Origin of the sequence: Micromonospora sp. NBS 11-29, from assembly GCF_002140155.1 — a bacterium.
Taxonomy (GTDB): Bacteria; Actinomycetota; Actinomycetes; order Mycobacteriales; family Micromonosporaceae; genus Micromonospora.
The window spans coordinates 1-16,817 of record NZ_NAPR01000032.1; the positions used below are offsets into that span (position 1 = coordinate 1).

Below are 16,817 nucleotides of genomic sequence, written 5' to 3' on the forward strand. Positions count from 1 at the left end.
TGGCACTGGCTTATCAAGCACCCTGTTGAGTTCTCAAAGAACAACCACACACCAACCCGAAGCGCTCCCGCTAGGAGCACCCCCGCTTGGGGCAACCTCTCTAACTTACCCGGCTCGACTTCCGCTGTCAACCTCGTATCCGAGGTCATCAACTTGGTTCGAGCCGATCCACGCTGACGCTCGCCGTTTCCGGCGGTCGTGGCTTTCGTGGTTTCCGGCGGACCGGCCGGCGTCGCTCTCGCGACCACCCGCCCGGCTCCCTGCCGGCTTTCAAACCTTACCCGGCCGGTTTCGCATTCGCAACTCCGTGTTTCCGGAGTTGCCGCACCGCCCGAATCCCCAGCCCGGCTCGGCGTTTCCGCCACCGGCCTGGTGCCCGTTCTCAGCCGGTTTGCCCCGGCCTCCCTCGTGCAGAGAGAAAGTTACGCGGACGGACCCGGGAAGGCAAATCAGTGATCGTCGATAGCCTGTCGTGGGCGATCCGGAAGAGGAACCCCACGGAGGGGTCCACCGGGCGACCCGCCGTGCCAGAGTGGTCGGCATGGCTGACCTGTCCCGGTTCCCGGCTCTCGCCGAGGAGGCCCTGATCGGACTCCTGCTGCCGTTCTGGCAACTGGTCATCGGGGCCTTCGTGCTGGCGGTGGTGGTGCTGTCGGTGGGGCGGCTGATCCGGCGCGGCCCGTCCCGGATGACCACGGCGCTGCTCGTCACCGCCGCGGCGATCATCGGCTTCGCCGTGATCGGCGTGCTCCTTGAGGGCTGAGGCCGCTCACAGCCGCCGGTTGGCGAGGCTCGGCAGTTCGGCCCGGATGGTCCGAAGCCGGTCCAGGTCCAGTTCGGTGACCGCCAGGCCGGGGCCGTCGGGGACCTGACTCATCACCGTTCCCCACGGGTCCACCACCATGCTCCGCCCGAAACACGTCCGGCCCGGGTCGTGGTCACCGGTCTGGCCGGCCGCCGCCACGAAGCACTGGTTCTCGATCGCGCGAGCCCGCAGCAACACCTCCCAGTGGTCCCGTCCGGTGTGCGCCATGAACGCGGCCGGCACGACCAGGAGCTCCGCGCCGCCGTCGACGGCGAGCTGCCGGTACAACTCGGGGAACCGCAGGTCGTAACAGATGGACAGGCCGACCCGCAGCCCTTCGACGTCCACCACGACCGGCTTCTCCCCCGCCGCGACGGTGGACGACTCGTGGTAGGAAACCCGGCCGGGGATCTCCACGTCGTACAGATGGATCTTTCGGTACGCGGCGGCGAGCGCACCCTCGCGGTCGAAGACCAGGGACGTGTTCCAGGTGTGCCGCGGATCCGGCCCGGCCTCGTGGAACGAGCCGGCGATCACCCACATGCCGAGCCGGCGGGCGGTCTCGGCGAAGAAGCGCCCCACCGTCCCGTCGACCGGTTCCGCCGGCGGCATCCGGTCGCCGTGCCCCAGGTAGTCGACGTACTCCGGGAGGAGGGCGAGGTCGGCGCCGCCCGCCGCGGCCCGGACGAGCAGGGCCTCGGCGGCGGCGAGGTTCGCCGCCCGGTCGTCGCGGGCGTTGAGCTGGCAGACGGCGACACGCATGACCCGAGGGTACGGGCGAAGGACGGCAGGCGACAGGGCTGAGACGCCAGCGAGCACGAACGCGGCGGCGAGCATCGTGATGATGCTGGTCACTGCGTCGGGCGAGTCAGGCCGGCGGACCCGGTCACGCGAACCGCGCCCGAGCTGACCCGGGCGCGGTCGCGGTGGTGGTCAGGCCGACTTCTCCTCGCGGTCCCGCCGGCGCCGGCCGGTGAACTCGCGGGGCACGATGGTCGGGTTGACGTTCTCCAGGACGACCTCGCGGGTGATCAGCACCCGGGCGGCGTCGGGGTTGCTCGGCACCTCGTACATCACGGAGAGGAGCACCTCTTCCATGATGGCCCGCAGGCCACGGGCCCCGGTGCCGCGGAGCATGGCCTGGTCGGCGATGGCCTCCAGCGCCGGCTGCTCGAACTCCAGCTCGACGCCGTCCAGCTCGAACAGGCGCTGATATTGCCGGACCAACGCGTTACGCGGCTCGGTGAGGATCTTGACCAGGGCACCACGGTCGAGGCTGCGCACATTGGTGATCACCGGGAGCCGGCCGATGAACTCGGGGATCAGCCCGAACTTCAACATGTCTTCCGGCATGACCTGGCTGAAGATGTCGTCGGTCGACCGCTCCGACACCGACCGGAGCCGGGCGCCGAAGCCGGTGCCGCCGGACCCGGTGCGGGCCTCGATGATCTGGTCGAGGCCGGCGAACGCGCCACCGCAGATGAACAGCACGTTCGTGGTGTCGATCTGGATGAACTCCTGGTGCGGGTGCTTCCGACCGCCCTGCGGCGGCACGTTGGCGACCGTGCCCTCCAACATCTTGAGCAGCGCCTGCTGCACACCCTCGCCGGAGACGTCCCGGGTGATCGACGGGTTCTCCGACTTGCGGGCGATCTTGTCGACCTCGTCGATGTAGATGATGCCGGTCTCGGCGCGCTTGATGTCGTAGTCGGCGGCCTGGATCAGCTTGAGGAGGATGTTCTCCACGTCCTCGCCGACGTAGCCCGCCTCGGTCAGCGCGGTGGCGTCCGCGATCGCGAACGGCACGTTGAGCATCCGGGCCAGGGTCTGCGCCAGGTGGGTCTTGCCGCAGCCCGTGGGGCCGAGCAGCATGATGTTGGACTTCGCCAGCTCCACGCCGTCGCTGCCGGAACCGGGGGCGCCGGCTGCCTCGGCCTGGATCCGCTTGTAGTGGTTGTAGACCGCGACGGCGAGCGCCTTCTTGGCCTGCTCCTGGCCGACGACGTAGTTGTCGAGGAACTGGCAGATCTCCATCGGCTTGGGAAGCTCTTCCCACTTCACCTCGCCGGACTCGGCCAGCTCCTCCTCGATGATCTCGTTGCAGAGATCGATGCACTCGTCGCAGATGTAGACCCCGGGCCCCGCGATGAGCTTCTTGACCTGCTTCTGTGACTTGCCACAGAAGGAGCACTTCAGTAGGTCGCCGCCGTCACCGATCCGTGCCACCTACGTTCTCCCTGCACTCATCGGCCGGAGCACCGGCCCTGACCTGCGAACGCCACGGCGCCCGTCCGTCCTGTCGTCCCACCATGCTGTCGGCTCCACCGGACCCGACCGGGAGCGGTACAGACCCGACGTTACCCGGTGGCCGGGTTTTCTCCGACCCCCAAAACGGGTGTGTCAGAGGCCGGCCGGGAACCACTCCCGACCGACCTCGGACCCCCTACGTGCTCAGCCTGCGGCGTGGGACGCCAGCAGACCCTTCTTGCGGCTGGTCAGGATGGTGTCGACCAGCCCGTACTCCTTGGACTCCTCGGCCGTCATGATCTTGTCACGGTCGATGTCCTTGCGGACCTGCTCGATCGGCCGGTTGCAGTGGCGGGACAGCATGTCCTCCAACTGCGTCCGCATCCGCAGGATCTCCCGGGCCTGGATCTCGATGTCCGAGCCCTGACCGTAGCCGCCCTCGGTGGCCGGCTGGTGGATGATGATCCGGGAGTTCGGCAGCGCCNCCCGAGGCAGACGGTCTGGATGTCCGGCCGGACGTACTGCATGGTGTCGTAGATCGCCGTCATGGCGGTGAAGGACCCGCCCGGCGAGTTGATGTACATGATGATGTCGCGGTCCGGGTCGGTGCCCTCCAACGTCAGCAGCTGGGCCATCACGTCGTTGGCCGACGCGTCGTCCACCTGGACCCCGAGGAAGATGATCCGGTCCTCGAAGAGCTTGTTGTAGGGGTTCGACTCCTTCATCCCGTACGACGTGCGCTCGACGAACGACGGCAGGACGTAGCGGTTGTGCACGGCCGCGAACTGGGGCGGCAGGCTCAGGTCGGTCATCGTCAGCTCCTCGGTCAGCTCAGGGTCCCGGCGCCATCCGGAACCTGCGCGGCCCCGATGATCACCTTGTCGATGAAGCCGTAGTCCATGGCCTCCTGGGCGGTGAACCAGCGGTCGCGGTCCGAGTCCGCCTCGATCTGGGCCTGGGACTGGCCGGTGTGGTGCGCCACCCGCTCCTGGAACATCCGCTTGGTGTAGAGCATCTGCTCGGCCTGGATCGCGATGTCCGACGCGGTGCCGCCGAGACCACCCGAGGGCTGGTGCATCATGATCCGCGCGTGCGGCAGGGCGTAGCGCTTGCCCTTGGTGCCGGCGCAGAGCAGGAGCTGGCCCATCGAGGCGGCCATGCCCATGGCCACGGTCGACACGTCGTTGTCGATGTACTGCATGGTGTCGTAGATCGCCATGCCGGAGTAGACCGAGCCACCCGGCGAGTTGATCCAGAGGAAGATGTCGCGGTCCGGGTCCTCCGCGGCGAGCAGCAGCAGCTGCGCGCAGATGCGGTTGGCCACCTGGTCGTTCACCTCGCTGCCCAGGAAGATGATCCGTTCCTTGAGCAACCGGTTGTAGACCGAGTCGTCGAGGTTGCCAATGGAGTCGCCACCACGGGCCTCGATCGCCCGGAGCGACTTCTTGGGGATGTGCATGTCGGTCATGGCAGCCCTTCGCTCTCCGTACCGTCCTGTCCGACACTAACCGCTCGTCCGGTAGGCGTACTCCCGGTCGGGGCACTGTTCGCTCACAGCGCAGTCACCCGGTCGGCGTACCCCGGAAAGGGTTTCGGCCGCCGCCCGGCGCGCAGCGCGGGACGGCGGCCGACGCCCTGACGATCAGTGCTGGTGGTCGTGCTCGGCCTCGTTCTGGGCCCGCAGCGCGTCGAGGGAGACCTCGTTGCCCGCCGCGTCCTTGATCTTGATCTTCTCCATCACGGCGGCGAGCGCCTTGCCCCGACGGACGTCGCCGAAGACGGCCGCCGCGGCACCGGAACGGGCCAGCTGGTCGTAGTACTGCTGGGGGGCCATGCCGGCGCGCTGCGCCCGGTGCACGATCTCGTGGCCGAACTCGTCGTCGGAGACCTGCACGTCCTCGGCGTCGGCCAGCGTGTCGAGCAGGAGCTGGATCTTGACGCCGTCGGTCGCGGCCTCGGTCAGCTCGGTGTCGATCTGCTCCTCGGTCTTCTCCTCCGCGGCGAGGTACTCCTCCAGGGAGGCGCCGATGCGCTCGAGCTGGTCGACCATCGCGGCCTTGCGGCTCTCGACCTCCTCCTTGACGACGCCCTCCGGCGCCGGCACCTCGGCGGCGGCGACCATCTGCTCCAGGGCCTTGTCGCGGGCGGCGTAGATCTGCTCGACCTGCTTGCCCCGGGTGACCCGCTCGCGCACGTCGCCCCGCAGCTCCTCGATGGTGTCGAACTCGCTGGCCATCTGCGCGAAGTCGTCGTCGAGCTCCGGCAGCTCCTTCTCCTTGACCGTGCGGACGGTCACCGCCACCTCGGCGTCCCGACCGGCGTAGTCGCCGCCGACGAGCTGGGTGGTGAAGGTGGTGCTGTCGCCGGCGGCCAGGCCGACCAGCGCTTCGTCCAGGCCCGGCAGGAGCTGCTTGCTGCCGACCTCGTGGGAGATGTTGCTCGCCGAACCGCCCGGCACGTCCTCGCCGTCCACCGTGGCGTTCAGGTCGATCTGGACGAAGTCGCCCTCCTGAGCGGCCCGCTCGACGGTCTTCAGCGTGGCGAACCGCTCACGCAGGCTGCTGACCTGCTCGTCGATCTCGCTGTCGGCGATCTGGATCTCGTCGACGGTCACCTCGATGGTGGCCGGGTCCGGCAGGGTGATCTCCGGGCGGACGTCGACCTCGGCGGTGAAGGTCAGCGAGTCACCGTCGTTGAACTCGGTGATGTCGACCTCGGGACGGCCGAGCGTCTTCAGGTCGTGCTCCCGGACCGCGGCGAGGATGTTCTGCGGGATGGCCTCCTGGATCGCCTCGTTCAGGACGGTCCCCCGGCCCACCCGCTGGTCGATCACGGCGGCGGGGACCTTGCCCCGGCGGAAGCCGGGAACCTGGACCTGCTGGCCGATCTCCCGGTACGCCTTCTTGAGGCTCGGCTCGAGCTCGACGAACGGCACCTCGATGGCGAGCCGCACGCGCGTCGGGCTCAGAGTCTCGACGGTGCTCTTCACAGGCGTACTCCTTGAACGGATCTGGTTTTGAGTCTGGGGCGTGATTGCGCGCATCGAGTGTAGGCGAGCCGGGCTGCGGCATCGGCAGCGCCCGGGCACCGCGCGGAGAAACCGGCGGTTCCCGGGACCATCCGGTCGCGAACGACAGTCGGGGTGGCGGGATTTGAACCCACGGCCCCTCGCTCCCAAAGCGAGTGCGCTACCAAGCTGCGCCACACCCCGTGGCGACGAAGAGTGTATGCCGTCCGGGCCCCAGCGTGGGTGACCGGGCCCGAGCCGCCCGCCGTTTCGGCGAGGTGGCGGGATCCTGATCGGGGGGAAGCAGCCACTTCGCCGACCATGCGTGGATCTTGCGGCCCGCCAGCCCGTAGGGGTACGCGATGCACGTCCGGCGTCGGGATTCGGTACGCTGTCGCGTGCGCCCCGCCGTCGCGGGGTGCACGCGGGCGTAGCTCAATGGTAGAGCTTCAGTCTTCCAAACTGACTACGCGGGTTCGATTCCCGTCGCCCGCTCCGCAGAATGGCGCACGTCAACCGCGTGATGGTGCCGGCGCCTACTTGGATTCGAGCCGGCCGAGTTCGTGGTGCCCGCCGGCCAGGACAGTCTGGGCGGTCCGCCAGTCGGTGTGGTCGACGCCGGTGACGTGCCGCAGGTAGGCGAGGGTGACCTGCTGGACGAGCGCGACCCGGCCGGGGTGTTGGTCGGTGGTCTCGGCCGCGTCGTAACCGGAGATGCCGCCGAGCGAGTGCTGGCCGCCGAAGACGGTCAGCAGGCTCTTGTCGCCGCGGGCCAGGGTGTAGGGGTCGGTCGTCCAGGACGCTCCCCGCGTGGACAACGGAAGTTCATCCCGGTCGCCGGCGACGACGAGACCGGGCGCGGTGATGTGCGAGAAGTCCTGGTCACGCAGCCAGGGCGCGACTTCGAGGGCGAACGGGGTCAGCTCGTCGCCGCCCCGGCCGGCGGTGGCCAACTGGACAGTGGCCATGACCCGGGGGTCGGACAGGTCCCGCGCGACGCCGGTCACCGGGTCGGCGACGCGCAGGCCCACGAGGATGCCGGCGGTCTGGCCGCCGAAGGAGTGCCCGGCCGCGACGACGCGACCGTGGTCGGCCCGGCCGGCCAGCCCGGGCACCGAGGCTTCCAGGACGTCGAGGTTGTCGAGGATCCGGGTCATGTCCCGCACCCGGTGGAGCCAGAGGTGCGGTCTGCGGGACGGGTCCGCGGCGACGTCGAGGCGCCGGGAGTCCAGGTGGGTGGCCTGGACCACGACGAAGCCGTGAGCCGCCCAGTGGTCCACGAGCGGGGCGTAGCCGTCAAGGTTCGAGCCGTACCCGTGTGCGAACACCACCACCGGCAGGCTGCTACCGGTGACCGGCGCGGAGACGCGTACGTGCAGGTCCGCACCGCGTTCTGGCATCGGGAGCACGATCGGCTTCACCGACACGGTCGCCGTGGGCGCGGGACCGGTGAGACCGGTCGTCTCGTACGTGATCATGCGGGGTTTCCTCCAGACGGAGCCGAGGGCCGGCGTGTCGACCCGCGACTACGCTAGAACGTGACGTTGACGTCAGATTCAAGTCGTGTGAACCACGTCGCAGGGAAGAGTCGAGATGCGCATTGGCGAACTGGCCGCCCGCACCGGCGTCAGCGTGCGGGCGCTGCGCTACTACGAGCAGCAGAACCTGCTCACCGCCGAACGCGGTTCGAGCAGCCACCGCCGGTATCCCGAGAGCGCGGTCGAGCGGGTCCGGCTGATCCAACAGCTGTACCGGGCCGGGCTGACCAGCAGGGCCATCGTCGGGCTGCTGCCGTGCGTCGTCGACGACCGGGCCACCCCGGCGCTGATCAGGCAGTTGGCGGTCGAGCGGGAACAGATCGACCAGCGCATCACTAACCTCGTCCGGACCCGCGACCGGCTCGACGCGGTGATCACCAACGCGACCGACAACATGTTCACCGGCGCCGTGTGCCGCGCCGCCGGGCCGCCGGACCGCGAGTCGTGACGGGACCTCGGACGCGGGCTCAGCCCGCCGGGCACCGGGCGCCCCGGGCGGGCAGCGCCACGTCGACGAGATACCGGTCCACCACCGCGATCGTGCAGTCGGTGCGCAGGTAGGAGCCGTGCCCCCACCCCTCGTACGTGACCAGCCGCCCGTGCCGGCCCAGTTGACGGGCCACGTCGGTGGCCCAGGCGTAACCGGTGCGCGGGTCGTGCCGGGCGTTGAGCAGCAGCAGCGGCGTGCGGGTGTGCACCCGCAGGCGGTGCGGCGGGTTGCGCACCGGGGACGGCCAGCCGAGGCAGGTCTGCACCGCCAGCAGCCCGGCGCCGTACCGGACGTCGGGCGCGGCCGCCCGCGCCGCCCGGACCAGGCCCGCGTAGTCGTCGTAGTCGCGCACCGGGGCCGGCCAGTCCGCGCAGAAGGCCGCGACGGCGATCGGGAGCTTCGGCTCGGCGGGCGGGACGCCCGCGTCCATGTCCCGCACGGTGGCGGCCAGTTGTGGCCAGCGCGGCCCGGCGAGCGCGCCCAGCGCCACGGCGGTGACGTCGAAGGCGGTACGCGGGGCGTACTCGCCGTGGTCGGCGCGGGTCAGCACCCCGGCCCAGACCGCCCGCACGTCCCGGCCGTGGAGCACACACTCGGTCGACCGGTCGCACCAGGAGACGAACTCGTCGAACGCGTCCTGCAGGGCGGCCGCCTGGGACCGCACGAAGGGCCGCACGCCGAGGCCGTGGTCGAACACACCCTCCAGCACGACGGCCCGCACCCGGTCGGGATAGCGCTCGGCATACTGCTGACCCAGCAGCGTGCCGTACGAGCTGCCGTGGAACGTCAGCCGCGGTTCGCCCAGGGCACGGCGTAGCGCCTCCAGGTCGTGCACGGTGCTGAGCGTGTCGGCGTGGTCGAAGACGGGGCTGGTCGGGCGGCACCGGTCCCACAGCGCCCGGTTGTAGGCCACGGCGGCGTCGAAGTCGGCCTGACTGGTCAGTGGGACCGGCGGTCGACGCCGCGTCGGATCCGGCGTGCAGACCGGCGCGGCGGAGCGGGCCACGGTGCGCGGGTCGAAGCTGACCAGGTCGAACCGGTCGAGCAGCTCGTCGCTGAACCGGTCGCCCCGGCGGATGCGTTCCACACCCGAGTCACCCGGACCGCCCGGCCCGAACACCAGCGTGCCCATCCGCTCCTGCGGAGTGCGCGCGGCGCGGCGCGCCACCGCCAGGTCGAACGTCGGCCCGTACGGCCGTGCCCAGTCCACCGGCAGGCGGAGCCGGGCGCACCGTACGCCCGGGTCGGGCGGGACGTCCGGCAGGTCGTCGGCGCACTCGCCCCAGGTCAGCGCGGGCGGTGCGGGATCGGCGCGGGCCGGGCCGGGCACCCCGGCGAGGAGCGTGAGCACGGCGGCGGCAACGGCGACGACACGACCGGACATGGGACCTCCCGAGTTTTCCGACGCCGGTCCATCCTTCTGCGGCGGGGCACCCGGAACCCATCGGCGATCACCCGGAGGCGACCCGGAGATCCGTCGATCCGGCGGTCAGGGCAGTCGCCGGCGGATCCGCTCCTTGTCCTCCTCCGGCAGGGCGTCGGCCACCGTCAGCCGGGGCAGCAGTTCCGGCTCCCGCATCACCGCCCGGAACAGCAGCGCCACCGTCACGTCGTGGTCGGGCCGGTGCACGATCTCCACCGGATCCCCGGCGGCGACGCTGCCGGGCGAGATCACCCGTAGGTAGGCCCCCGGCACCACGGCGTCGGTGAACCGCCTGAGCCAGCCGCGTTCGCCCAGCCAGCCCTGGAACGTGCCGCACGGGATCCGCGTGGTGGACACCTCCAGGACCAGGTCGGCGCCGATCCGCCACCGCTCGCCGATCAGCGCGCCGTTGACGTCCAGCCCGGCGGTGGTGAGGTTCTCCCCGAAGCTGCCGTTGCCCAGCGGGCGGCCCAGCTCGCCCGCCCAGCGGTCCAGGTCCTCCCGGGCGTACGCGTAGACCGCCTGGTCGGTGCCGCCGTGGTGGGCGACGTCGTAGACCCGGTCGCCGGCCAGGCCGACCTCGCCGGTGCCCTTGGGACCGGGCGCGGTGACGTGCACCGGGCCGTCGACGGGCCGCTTGTCGATGCCGGTCGACTCGATGCCCTTCCACGGGTTGGGGCGGGGCCGGCCGACGTTGACGGAGAGCACCATCATGGCGGCCACGGTAGGCGCTGACGGTGCGACCCGGCCATCCCTTTCCCGCAGCGGCCGGGAGGCGGGCGGCGCGGGCTGCGTACCATGCGGGGCCGGTCGTCCCCTTCTCGGTGGAGGTAGCTACGGATGTCAGGCCAGCAGGACGGCTTCGCCCTGGGCGTGGACCTCGGCACCTCGAACACGGTGGCGGTGCTGCGCCGGCCGGACGGGCGTACCCGTCCGCTGCTCATCGACGGCCAGCCGATCCTGCCGTCCGGCGTGTACGCGGACACCGACGGCCACCTGCACGTCGGGCGGGATGCCCAACGCCTGGCCCAGGCCGACCCGACCGGCTACGAGCCGAACCCGAAGCGACGGATCGACGAGGAGACCGTCGACCTGGGCGGCCGGGCGTACCGGCCGGCGGAGCTGCTGGCCGCGACGCTGCGCGCGGTCGCGGACGCGGCGGTGGCCGCGGTCGGCCTGCTGCCCCCGGCGGTGGTGACGCATCCGGCGGCCTGGACGCCGCCGCGACGGCAGGTGCTGCACGACGCGTTGGAACTCGCCGGCTGGCCGGCGGCGGCCGAGCACACGCTCGCCGGGCCGATCGCCCCCGGCACCCGGCTGCTGCGTGAGCCGGTGGCCGCGGCCCGCTACCACACCCAGGTGCTGCGCCGGCCGGTGCCGGTCGGCGGCTCGGTGGCGGTGTTCGACTTCGGCGGCGGCACGCTCGACGTCGCGGTGCTGCGCAACGAGGGCGCCGACCCGTGGGGCGACTCCGGCTTCCACCTCGTCGCCACCGGCGGGCTCGCCGACCTCGGCGGCCTCGACCTGGACGCGGTGCTGGTCGGCCGGCTCGGCGAGCTGGTGCGACCGACCCACCCGGAGCAGTGGGCCCGGTTGACCGAACCGGCGACGACCGCCGACCGGCGGGACCGGCAGCAGCTCTGGGACCACGTCCGGGGCGCCAAGGAGATGCTCTCCCGGGCCATGGTCGCGCCCGTGGCCGTACCGGGGGTGGAGGCGGCGGTGCCGCTGACCCGGGACGACTTCGAGCGTCTCGCCGCGCCGCTGCTGGCCCGCGCGGTCGCCGAGACCCGGGCCGTCACCGCCGCCGCCGGGCTGCGCCCGGAGCAGCTCGCCGGGCTCTTCCTGGTCGGCGGGTCGACCCGGGTGCCGCTGGTGGCCCGGCTGCTGCACGCCGAGCTGGGCATCGCGCCGACCGTGCTGGAGCAGCCGGAACTGCCGGTCGCCGAGGGAGCGCTGACCGACCTGCCGCTGCCCCGCTCGGCCCGCCGGCCCGCGCCGCCGCCGGTGCGCACCGAGCCGGCGGACGACCGCGTGGGACCGGACGCGACCACCGCCCCCGCGACCACCGGCACCACGAAGGCCGCGCACGGACCGCACGGCACGCTGCCCGACGCGCCGGCCGGCCGGCACGACACGCTGGTCGCCACGCCGACCCCGACGGGGTACGCCCCGGCCGTCGCGCACGCCGGCCCCGGAGCGCCGGCGTACGCGGCCGCCGTCCCGGGCGCACCGGCGTACGCCGCCCCCGGCGTACCCCCGGCACCGCCCGGTCCCCCGGCGGCGGCCGCCCCCGGCGTACCCCCGATGCCGTTCTCCCCCGGCGGCGGCCCGGCGGGACGCGGCCGGCGGGGCCGCAGGCTCGCGCTGGGCGCGGGTCTCGTGGTGGTGGGCGTGACCGCCGCGACGCTGCTCTGGGTGTTCCGGGACCGGCACCCGGCGCTGGACTTCCACACGCCGGAGCTGGTCGGCCGGGTGTCCACCGGCGACGAGCGGCCCGGCGACATGTTCACCGCGACCCTGGCCGACCGCGCCTACCTGGCCTACCCGCTGCCCGACGACCGCCTCCGGGTGGTGGCGGTCGACACCGCGACCGGGAAGACGTTGTGGGCGCAACCGACCGGGGTGACCGCGGACCGCTGGGCGGGGATCCGGGCGCTGCCCGACGGCGTCGCCGTGCTCGCCGACGCCTCCGGCAGCAGCACGCCCCGCCCCCTGCTGGTCCTCGACGGCGACTCCGGCGACCAGCGGTGGGACCTCCGCGTGCACGGCGACGACGAGGTCTTCCTCGGCGCCGACACGGTGGTCTGGTTGGACCGCACCGGCAACCGCCTGGTCGGCCTGCGGCTCAAGGACGGCCGGCAGCGGTGGGAGCGGGCCAACCCGCGCAGCGAGTACGGCGACACCCGCACGGTGGTGGTGCCGGTCGGCACCGGCGCGGCCCTCGACGGCGCCGGATACCCGGACGGCTCGCCGCGCGTGCCGTGGTCGGGCAAGGCCGACCGGCTGGTGCAGGTGGGCGCGGACCGCTCGGTGCGGGTCGTGGCCATCGACAGCGGAAAGGTCCTGCGAAGCCGGGGCAACGTGGCGGACCTCGACGACCCGGTGGCCGCCCGTGACGACCGGCTGTACGTGACGGAGAACGACCGGGGCCTGCGGCTGCTCTCCTACGACCTGGGCGACCTCGGCACGCCCGACGTGCGGTACGAGGCGGCGGAGCCGAACAGCCGGGCGGAGACGCTGGTCACCTGCGGGAAGCACCGCGCCTGCCTGCTGGAGACGCCCTCCGCCGGGGCGGACGGCACCCGGGTGGTGGTGGTGACCGAGGGCGAGGGCAGCCGGCACTGGCCGGCACCGCGGGCGGAACGACTGGTCCCGTTCGGCGAACACCTGCTCGCCGCGCGGGACCAGCCGCAGGACGCGGTGACCCTGTTCGCCCCGGACGGCAGCCCGGTGCTGCGGGACCGCGACGGGGTGGCCGTCCGGCTGGACGCCGGCAACCTGCTGCTGTTCACCAAGGCGCCGAGCAGCTCCGAGGACGACCGCACCCTCGCCGGGATGGCGGTGGACGGCAAGCCGGTCGAGATGGGCGAGGTGCCGCAGATCCGCAGCGAGTCCTGCTCCTGGAACACCGAGGTGCTGGTGTGCGGCGCGGAGAAGGAGTTCAGGCTGTACCGGTTCGCCGGCTGAGCCCGGCGCCACGGTCCATCCCCGTGCCCGTACCTCTCCCCCGGCCGCCCGGTCAGCGCGCGGTCGGCACCAGCAGGTACGCCCGGCGGGCCGCGTCGCCCCCCGCGGCGCAGTCGAAGGGGCAGGCGAAGCCGACGATCAGCCCGTCGTCGTTCACGTCCTCCGCCGACCGTAGCGTCACCCCGGACGGCAGCCCGCGTACCCGCCCGTTGAGGTCGACCATCCGGCCGCCCTGCCACAGGAACGCCCGCTCGGGGTAGGGCTGTCCGCCGGCCGTACGGGCCAGGCCCACCACCTGCCCGGCGTCGTTGACCGCCCGCGCCTCCGAGTAGTTGCCGCCGAGCGTGCCGAGGTCACGGACGGTTCCGGCCCGCCACAGCGTCGCGTGCACCTGCCCGGAGCGGTTCTGGGATGCGCCCACGACGTGGCCGGAGTCGCTGATGTCCCGGGCGTACGTGGACTCGGTGACCCCACCGAGCGTCCCCAGGTCCGTCAGGGCGCCGCCCGTCCACACGAACGCGTGCAGCGCGCCGCCCGGCGTGAGCGCGCCGCCGACCACCTGCCCGGCCCCGTTCACCGCGTAGGCGATGCTGTCGGTGCCCCACTGTCCGGCCCGGCCGCCGAGCGTGCCGAGGTCGACGATCCGGCCGTCCCGCCAGACGGCCGCCCGGGTCGGTGCGCCCTGCCGCTCATACCGGGTGCCGACGACGGTGCCACTGTCGTTGACGTCGTTGGCCTGGCTGCCGCTGCCCGCGCCGTAGCCGGTGCCGAGGTCGGTGAGCACGCCACCGGCGTACCGGAAGGCGTGCGGCGGTTCGGTGGCGTCGACGTTCGTCGAGCCGACGACGACCCCCCGCCCGTTCACGCCGTTGGCGACGCTGGCGCTGTACGGGCCGGGGTAGATCGTGCCGAGGTCCGTCATCACCCCACCGGCCCAGGAGAACGCGTGGTGGTTGTAGATCCCGTCGACGGTCGAGACACCCACCACGGTGCCGTCGGCGGCCAGCGCGTACGCGTCACTGCCGGCCGGTTCCCCGGTGCTCGGCACGCCGATCGTGCCCAGGTCGACGTACGTGTAGGTGGGCAGGGTGGTGGCCGCGGACGCCACACCCGGCGGGCCGGCCACGCCGACGGTCACCACGGTCAGGCAGGCCAGGACGCGCTGTAGTCGACTCATCGAAGTCCCCTCGTGAACCACTGCGATCGAGTACATGATCGGGTCCCGGGATGCCGGGGGACCTTACGCGACGGTTACGGCCGCTGTTTCCACCCGCGCACCCCGGCGGCGCGCGTCGCCTCACCGAAGGCCGACGGCGAGCAGCGGTAGCCGCTCCACCCGACGGGCGACGGATGAACCGGCCGGGGTGGGGTAATGCCAGCGCCGTCCTGGTGGAGTGACGACCGGCGTCGCGGCATACCGCGACCGGGCGCGCGGGCGGGCGGCACGACGCCGTCCCGCCCGCGGCCACGGCGGCTCAGTTGCCGGTGATCCAGTTCCAGGCGGAGACCACCCACTCGGTCTGCTGGAGGTAGGCCACCCCCACCCCGGCCAGGAACAGCGCGGTGATCATGTGCGCGCCGCGGGCGCTGCGGCGCACCCGCCCGAGCTGCCGCTCCAGGATCAGCCGGCCGAGCAGCCGGGCCAGCGCGAACAGGCCGACCGCGGTGAGCAGGCTGAGCACGAACGTGAGCAGCGGTGTGACCAGGTCACCCCGACCGGAGATCGCCCAGATGCCCCAGCAGACGAACGCGAACAGGGCTCCGGCGGCGCTCCACTCCCCGCCGCGGCGGGCCTGCGCCAGGTGCCAGCCCATCGACCGGCGCGGCGCCGGCTCGCCGGCCCAGTCGCCGTGCTCCACCGTGGGGAACTGCTCCGTGCGGGGCGTACGGGGCCGGCCTCCGACCGCAGCCACCCCGCGCTGGAACGCGTCCCGCTGCGGGGGCACCATTCCCGGCTCGGGCGGCACCTCCACGGTGCGCTCCGCCCACGGCTGTGTCTGGTCCGCCATCTTCCGTCCTCCCCCTCGACCGACGTCGGCCACAGTTCCGAGGGTAGCCACCCGGCAAATAGGGTGCCGACCCCGACATCGATGGGGTACACACGGGCGATGACCGACGCGGTGGTGCCCCGGGCCGAGGACTTCGACGAGATCGCCGCGCTGCTGGCGCTGGCCTTCCACCACGTCGGCCTCGACCCGGCGGTGCAGGAGGTCGAACGGCCGCTCTTCGAGCCGGAACGGTCGCTGCTGGTCCGCGACGGCGGCACCGCGGTCGCGCACGCCGCCGCGTTCAGCCGCGACCTCGCCGTACCGGGGGTCGACGTGCCGGCCGCCCACGTGACCATGGTGGCGGTCGCACCGACGCACCGCCGCCGGGGCCTGCTCACCGGGCTGATGCGGCGACAGCTCCGGGAGATCCGCGACGCCGGCCGGGAGCCGGTCGCGGTGCTCTGGGCCAGCGAGGGCCGCATCTACCCCCGGTTCGGTTACGGCTCGGCGGCCCAACGGCTGATGCTGGCCGCCGACACCACCGGGCTGCGGCTACCCGCCCCGACCCCCGCCGAGGGCACGCTACGCCTGGCCCGGCCCGCCGCGCACCGGCACGAACTGGCCCGACTGTACGAGCGGACGCGCGCCGACCGCCCCGGCTGGTCGCGCCGGGACGAGCGCTGGTGGGCGTACGTGCTGGCGGACGCGAAGAGCGGGCGGGGCGGGGCGACCGAACGCCGGGTGCTGCTGCACGAGGGCCCGGACGGGCTCGACGGGTACGCGCTCTACCGGACGAAGGAAGGCTGGGCCGGTGAGGTCCCCCGGGGCGAGGTGCAGGTCGGCGAGGTGGTCGCCGCGACCCCGGAGGCGTACCTGGCGCTGTGGCGGCTGCTGCTCACCGTCGACCTGACCCGGCGGCTGTCGTTCCCGGTCGCCGCCGTGGACGAGCCGCTGTTGCGCCTGGTGGACGAGCCCCGACAGCTCGCCCCGCAGCTCGCCGACGGGCTCTGGGTACGCGTCGTCGACGTGCCGACCGCACTCGCCGCCCGTCGCTACGCCACCGACGTGGACGTGGTCATCGAGGTGACCGACGAGCTGCTGCCGGAGAACACCGGCCGGTGGCGACTGGTCGGCGGGCCCACCGGGGCGGAGTGCACGGCCACCACCGCGCCGGCCGCGCTGGCCTGCGACGTACGGGCCCTCGGCGAGCTGTACCTGGGCGGCACCACGCCGGCCGCGCTGACCGCCACCGGCCGGGTCCGCGAACTGCTCCCGAACACCCTTCCCACCCTCACCCCCGCCTTCACCTGGCACCGAGCCCCCTCCCCCATGGAAGTCTTCTGACTCCCTCACCCCGCCCTGCCTCGCGTCGCGTCGCGTCGCGGCGCGGCGCGACGCGTCGATCATGAAGTTGGCTTGGAGATTTGTCCGGGTTGTCCCGGCCAACCTCATGATCGCCGTGCGGGGAGGGCGGGGGCGGGAGGCGGGGCGGCGTGGGCGCGGGTGTTGGGGCGGGCGGGGGCGGTACGGTCGGGGGGTGGGTGAGGCGGAGCGACGGCGACGGCGACTGCGGCATCACGGCGAGACGGGCGAACCGGCCGGCGCCGGCGACAGCACCGCAGAGACGAG

The 16,817-nt window shown here is 72.7% G+C and carries 13 protein-coding genes, 2 tRNA genes and 1 pseudogene; 5 read left to right on the forward strand and 11 right to left on the reverse strand.

The features are described 5' to 3' along the window. Window positions 1-541: 541 nt before the first annotated feature. Entirely contained in the window at window positions 542-763 is a 222-nt protein-coding gene (locus B1205_RS27555) for a hypothetical protein (RefSeq protein WP_089158348.1), read from the forward strand. Between the two features lie 6 nt (window positions 764-769). On the opposite strand, the gene B1205_RS27560 is transcribed toward B1205_RS27555, so the two are convergent. The 6 genes and pseudogenes from B1205_RS27560 to B1205_RS27585 all read right to left on the reverse strand — a co-directional run bounded on the left by B1205_RS27560 (window position 770) and on the right by B1205_RS27585 (window position 6,263). Then, window positions 770-1,567, reverse strand: coding sequence for a carbon-nitrogen hydrolase family protein (locus B1205_RS27560; protein ID WP_089158349.1), 798 nt, complete (start codon window positions 1,565-1,567; stop codon window positions 770-772). A gap of 171 nt (window positions 1,568-1,738) precedes the next feature. Further along, window positions 1,739-3,031, reverse strand: a complete 1,293-nt coding sequence (gene clpX, locus B1205_RS27565) for an ATP-dependent Clp protease ATP-binding subunit ClpX (RefSeq protein WP_089158259.1) — start codon at window positions 3,029-3,031, stop codon at window positions 1,739-1,741. Window positions 3,032-3,256: 225 nt separating this feature from the next. Next, window positions 3,257-3,864, reverse strand: a pseudogene (locus B1205_RS27570) (ATP-dependent Clp protease proteolytic subunit). A gap of 14 nt (window positions 3,865-3,878) precedes the next feature. Then, on the reverse strand, window positions 3,879-4,520 hold the full coding sequence (locus tag B1205_RS27575) for an ATP-dependent Clp protease proteolytic subunit (RefSeq protein ID WP_089158260.1): 642 nt from the start codon (window positions 4,518-4,520) through the stop codon (window positions 3,879-3,881). Window positions 4,521-4,694: 174 nt separating this feature from the next. Further along, window positions 4,695-6,041 carry a trigger factor gene (gene tig, locus B1205_RS27580; RefSeq protein WP_176308833.1) on the reverse strand — a complete coding sequence of 449 codons (1,347 nt, stop codon included), beginning with the start codon at window positions 6,039-6,041 and terminating at the stop codon, window positions 4,695-4,697. Between the two features lie 148 nt (window positions 6,042-6,189). Beyond that, window positions 6,190-6,263: transfer RNA gene (locus B1205_RS27585), tRNA-Pro, on the reverse strand. A 220-nt stretch (window positions 6,264-6,483) separates the two neighbouring features. Between B1205_RS27585 and B1205_RS27590 the strand changes: the two genes are divergently transcribed. Continuing rightward, window positions 6,484-6,554, forward strand: a tRNA-Gly gene (locus B1205_RS27590). A 41-nt stretch (window positions 6,555-6,595) separates the two neighbouring features. Here B1205_RS27590 and B1205_RS27595 read toward each other — a convergent pair. Next, window positions 6,596-7,537, reverse strand: a complete 942-nt coding sequence (locus B1205_RS27595) for an alpha/beta hydrolase family protein (protein WP_089158262.1) — start codon at window positions 7,535-7,537, stop codon at window positions 6,596-6,598. 115 nt (window positions 7,538-7,652) lie between these two features. Between B1205_RS27595 and B1205_RS27600 the strand changes: the two genes are divergently transcribed. Continuing rightward, entirely contained in the window at window positions 7,653-8,045 is a 393-nt protein-coding gene (locus B1205_RS27600) for a MerR family transcriptional regulator (protein ID WP_089158263.1), read from the forward strand. A gap of 19 nt (window positions 8,046-8,064) precedes the next feature. Here B1205_RS27600 and B1205_RS27605 read toward each other — a convergent pair whose 3' ends face one another. Continuing rightward, a complete protein-coding gene (locus B1205_RS27605) occupies window positions 8,065-9,471 on the reverse strand; it encodes an alpha/beta fold hydrolase (RefSeq protein ID WP_089158264.1) in 1,407 nt (468 codons plus the stop codon). Between the two features lie 105 nt (window positions 9,472-9,576). Next, window positions 9,577-10,224, reverse strand: coding sequence for an MOSC domain-containing protein (locus tag B1205_RS27610; protein WP_089158350.1), 648 nt, complete (start codon window positions 10,222-10,224; stop codon window positions 9,577-9,579). A 126-nt stretch (window positions 10,225-10,350) separates the two neighbouring features. On the opposite strand from B1205_RS27610, the gene B1205_RS27615 reads away from it, so the two are divergent. Then, window positions 10,351-13,200: an Hsp70 family protein gene (locus tag B1205_RS27615; RefSeq protein ID WP_089158265.1), complete on the forward strand. Its 2,850-nt coding sequence runs from the start codon at window positions 10,351-10,353 to the stop codon at window positions 13,198-13,200. 52 nt (window positions 13,201-13,252) lie between these two features. Here B1205_RS27615 and B1205_RS27620 read toward each other — a convergent pair whose 3' ends face one another. Both B1205_RS27620 and B1205_RS27625 read right to left on the reverse strand, forming a co-directional pair. Then, a complete protein-coding gene (locus B1205_RS27620; protein ID WP_176308834.1) occupies window positions 13,253-14,377 on the reverse strand; it encodes an HAF repeat-containing protein in 1,125 nt (374 codons plus the stop codon). Between the two features lie 298 nt (window positions 14,378-14,675). Continuing rightward, the gene (locus tag B1205_RS27625) at window positions 14,676-15,209 is read right to left on the reverse strand and encodes a hypothetical protein (protein ID WP_089158267.1); all 534 of its coding nucleotides are present in this window, start codon (window positions 15,207-15,209) and stop codon (window positions 14,676-14,678) included. A gap of 99 nt (window positions 15,210-15,308) precedes the next feature. On the opposite strand from B1205_RS27625, the gene B1205_RS27630 reads away from it, so the two are divergent. Continuing rightward, entirely contained in the window at window positions 15,309-16,532 is a 1,224-nt protein-coding gene (locus tag B1205_RS27630) for a GNAT family N-acetyltransferase (RefSeq protein WP_176308835.1), read from the forward strand. The last annotated feature ends 285 nt before the right edge of the window (window positions 16,533-16,817 follow it).

What these genes read in the sequence shown, in the direction of transcription:
- B1205_RS27555 (WP_089158348.1), top strand. Translation starts at nt 542, where the DNA reads ATGGCTGACCTGTCCCGGTTCCCGGCTCTCGCCGAGGAGGCCCTGATC.
- B1205_RS27560 (WP_089158349.1), bottom strand. Translation starts at nt 1,567, where the DNA reads ATGCGTGTCGCCGTCTGCCAGCTCAACGCCCGCGACGACCGGGCGGCG.
- B1205_RS27575 (WP_089158260.1), bottom strand. Translation starts at nt 4,520, where the DNA reads ATGACCGACATGCACATCCCCAAGAAGTCGCTCCGGGCGATCGAGGCC.
- B1205_RS27595 (WP_089158262.1), bottom strand. Translation starts at nt 7,537, where the DNA reads ATGATCACGTACGAGACGACCGGTCTCACCGGTCCCGCGCCCACGGCG.
- B1205_RS27600 (WP_089158263.1), top strand. Translation starts at nt 7,653, where the DNA reads ATGCGCATTGGCGAACTGGCCGCCCGCACCGGCGTCAGCGTGCGGGCG.
- B1205_RS27605 (WP_089158264.1), bottom strand. Translation starts at nt 9,471, where the DNA reads ATGTCCGGTCGTGTCGTCGCCGTTGCCGCCGCCGTGCTCACGCTCCTC.
- B1205_RS27610 (WP_089158350.1), bottom strand. Translation starts at nt 10,224, where the DNA reads ATGATGGTGCTCTCCGTCAACGTCGGCCGGCCCCGCCCCAACCCGTGG.
- B1205_RS27615 (WP_089158265.1), top strand. Translation starts at nt 10,351, where the DNA reads ATGTCAGGCCAGCAGGACGGCTTCGCCCTGGGCGTGGACCTCGGCACC.
- B1205_RS27620 (WP_176308834.1), bottom strand. Translation starts at nt 14,377, where the DNA reads ATGAGTCGACTACAGCGCGTCCTGGCCTGCCTGACCGTGGTGACCGTC.
- B1205_RS27625 (WP_089158267.1), bottom strand. Translation starts at nt 15,209, where the DNA reads ATGGCGGACCAGACACAGCCGTGGGCGGAGCGCACCGTGGAGGTGCCG.
- B1205_RS27630 (WP_176308835.1), top strand. Translation starts at nt 15,309, where the DNA reads ATGACCGACGCGGTGGTGCCCCGGGCCGAGGACTTCGACGAGATCGCC.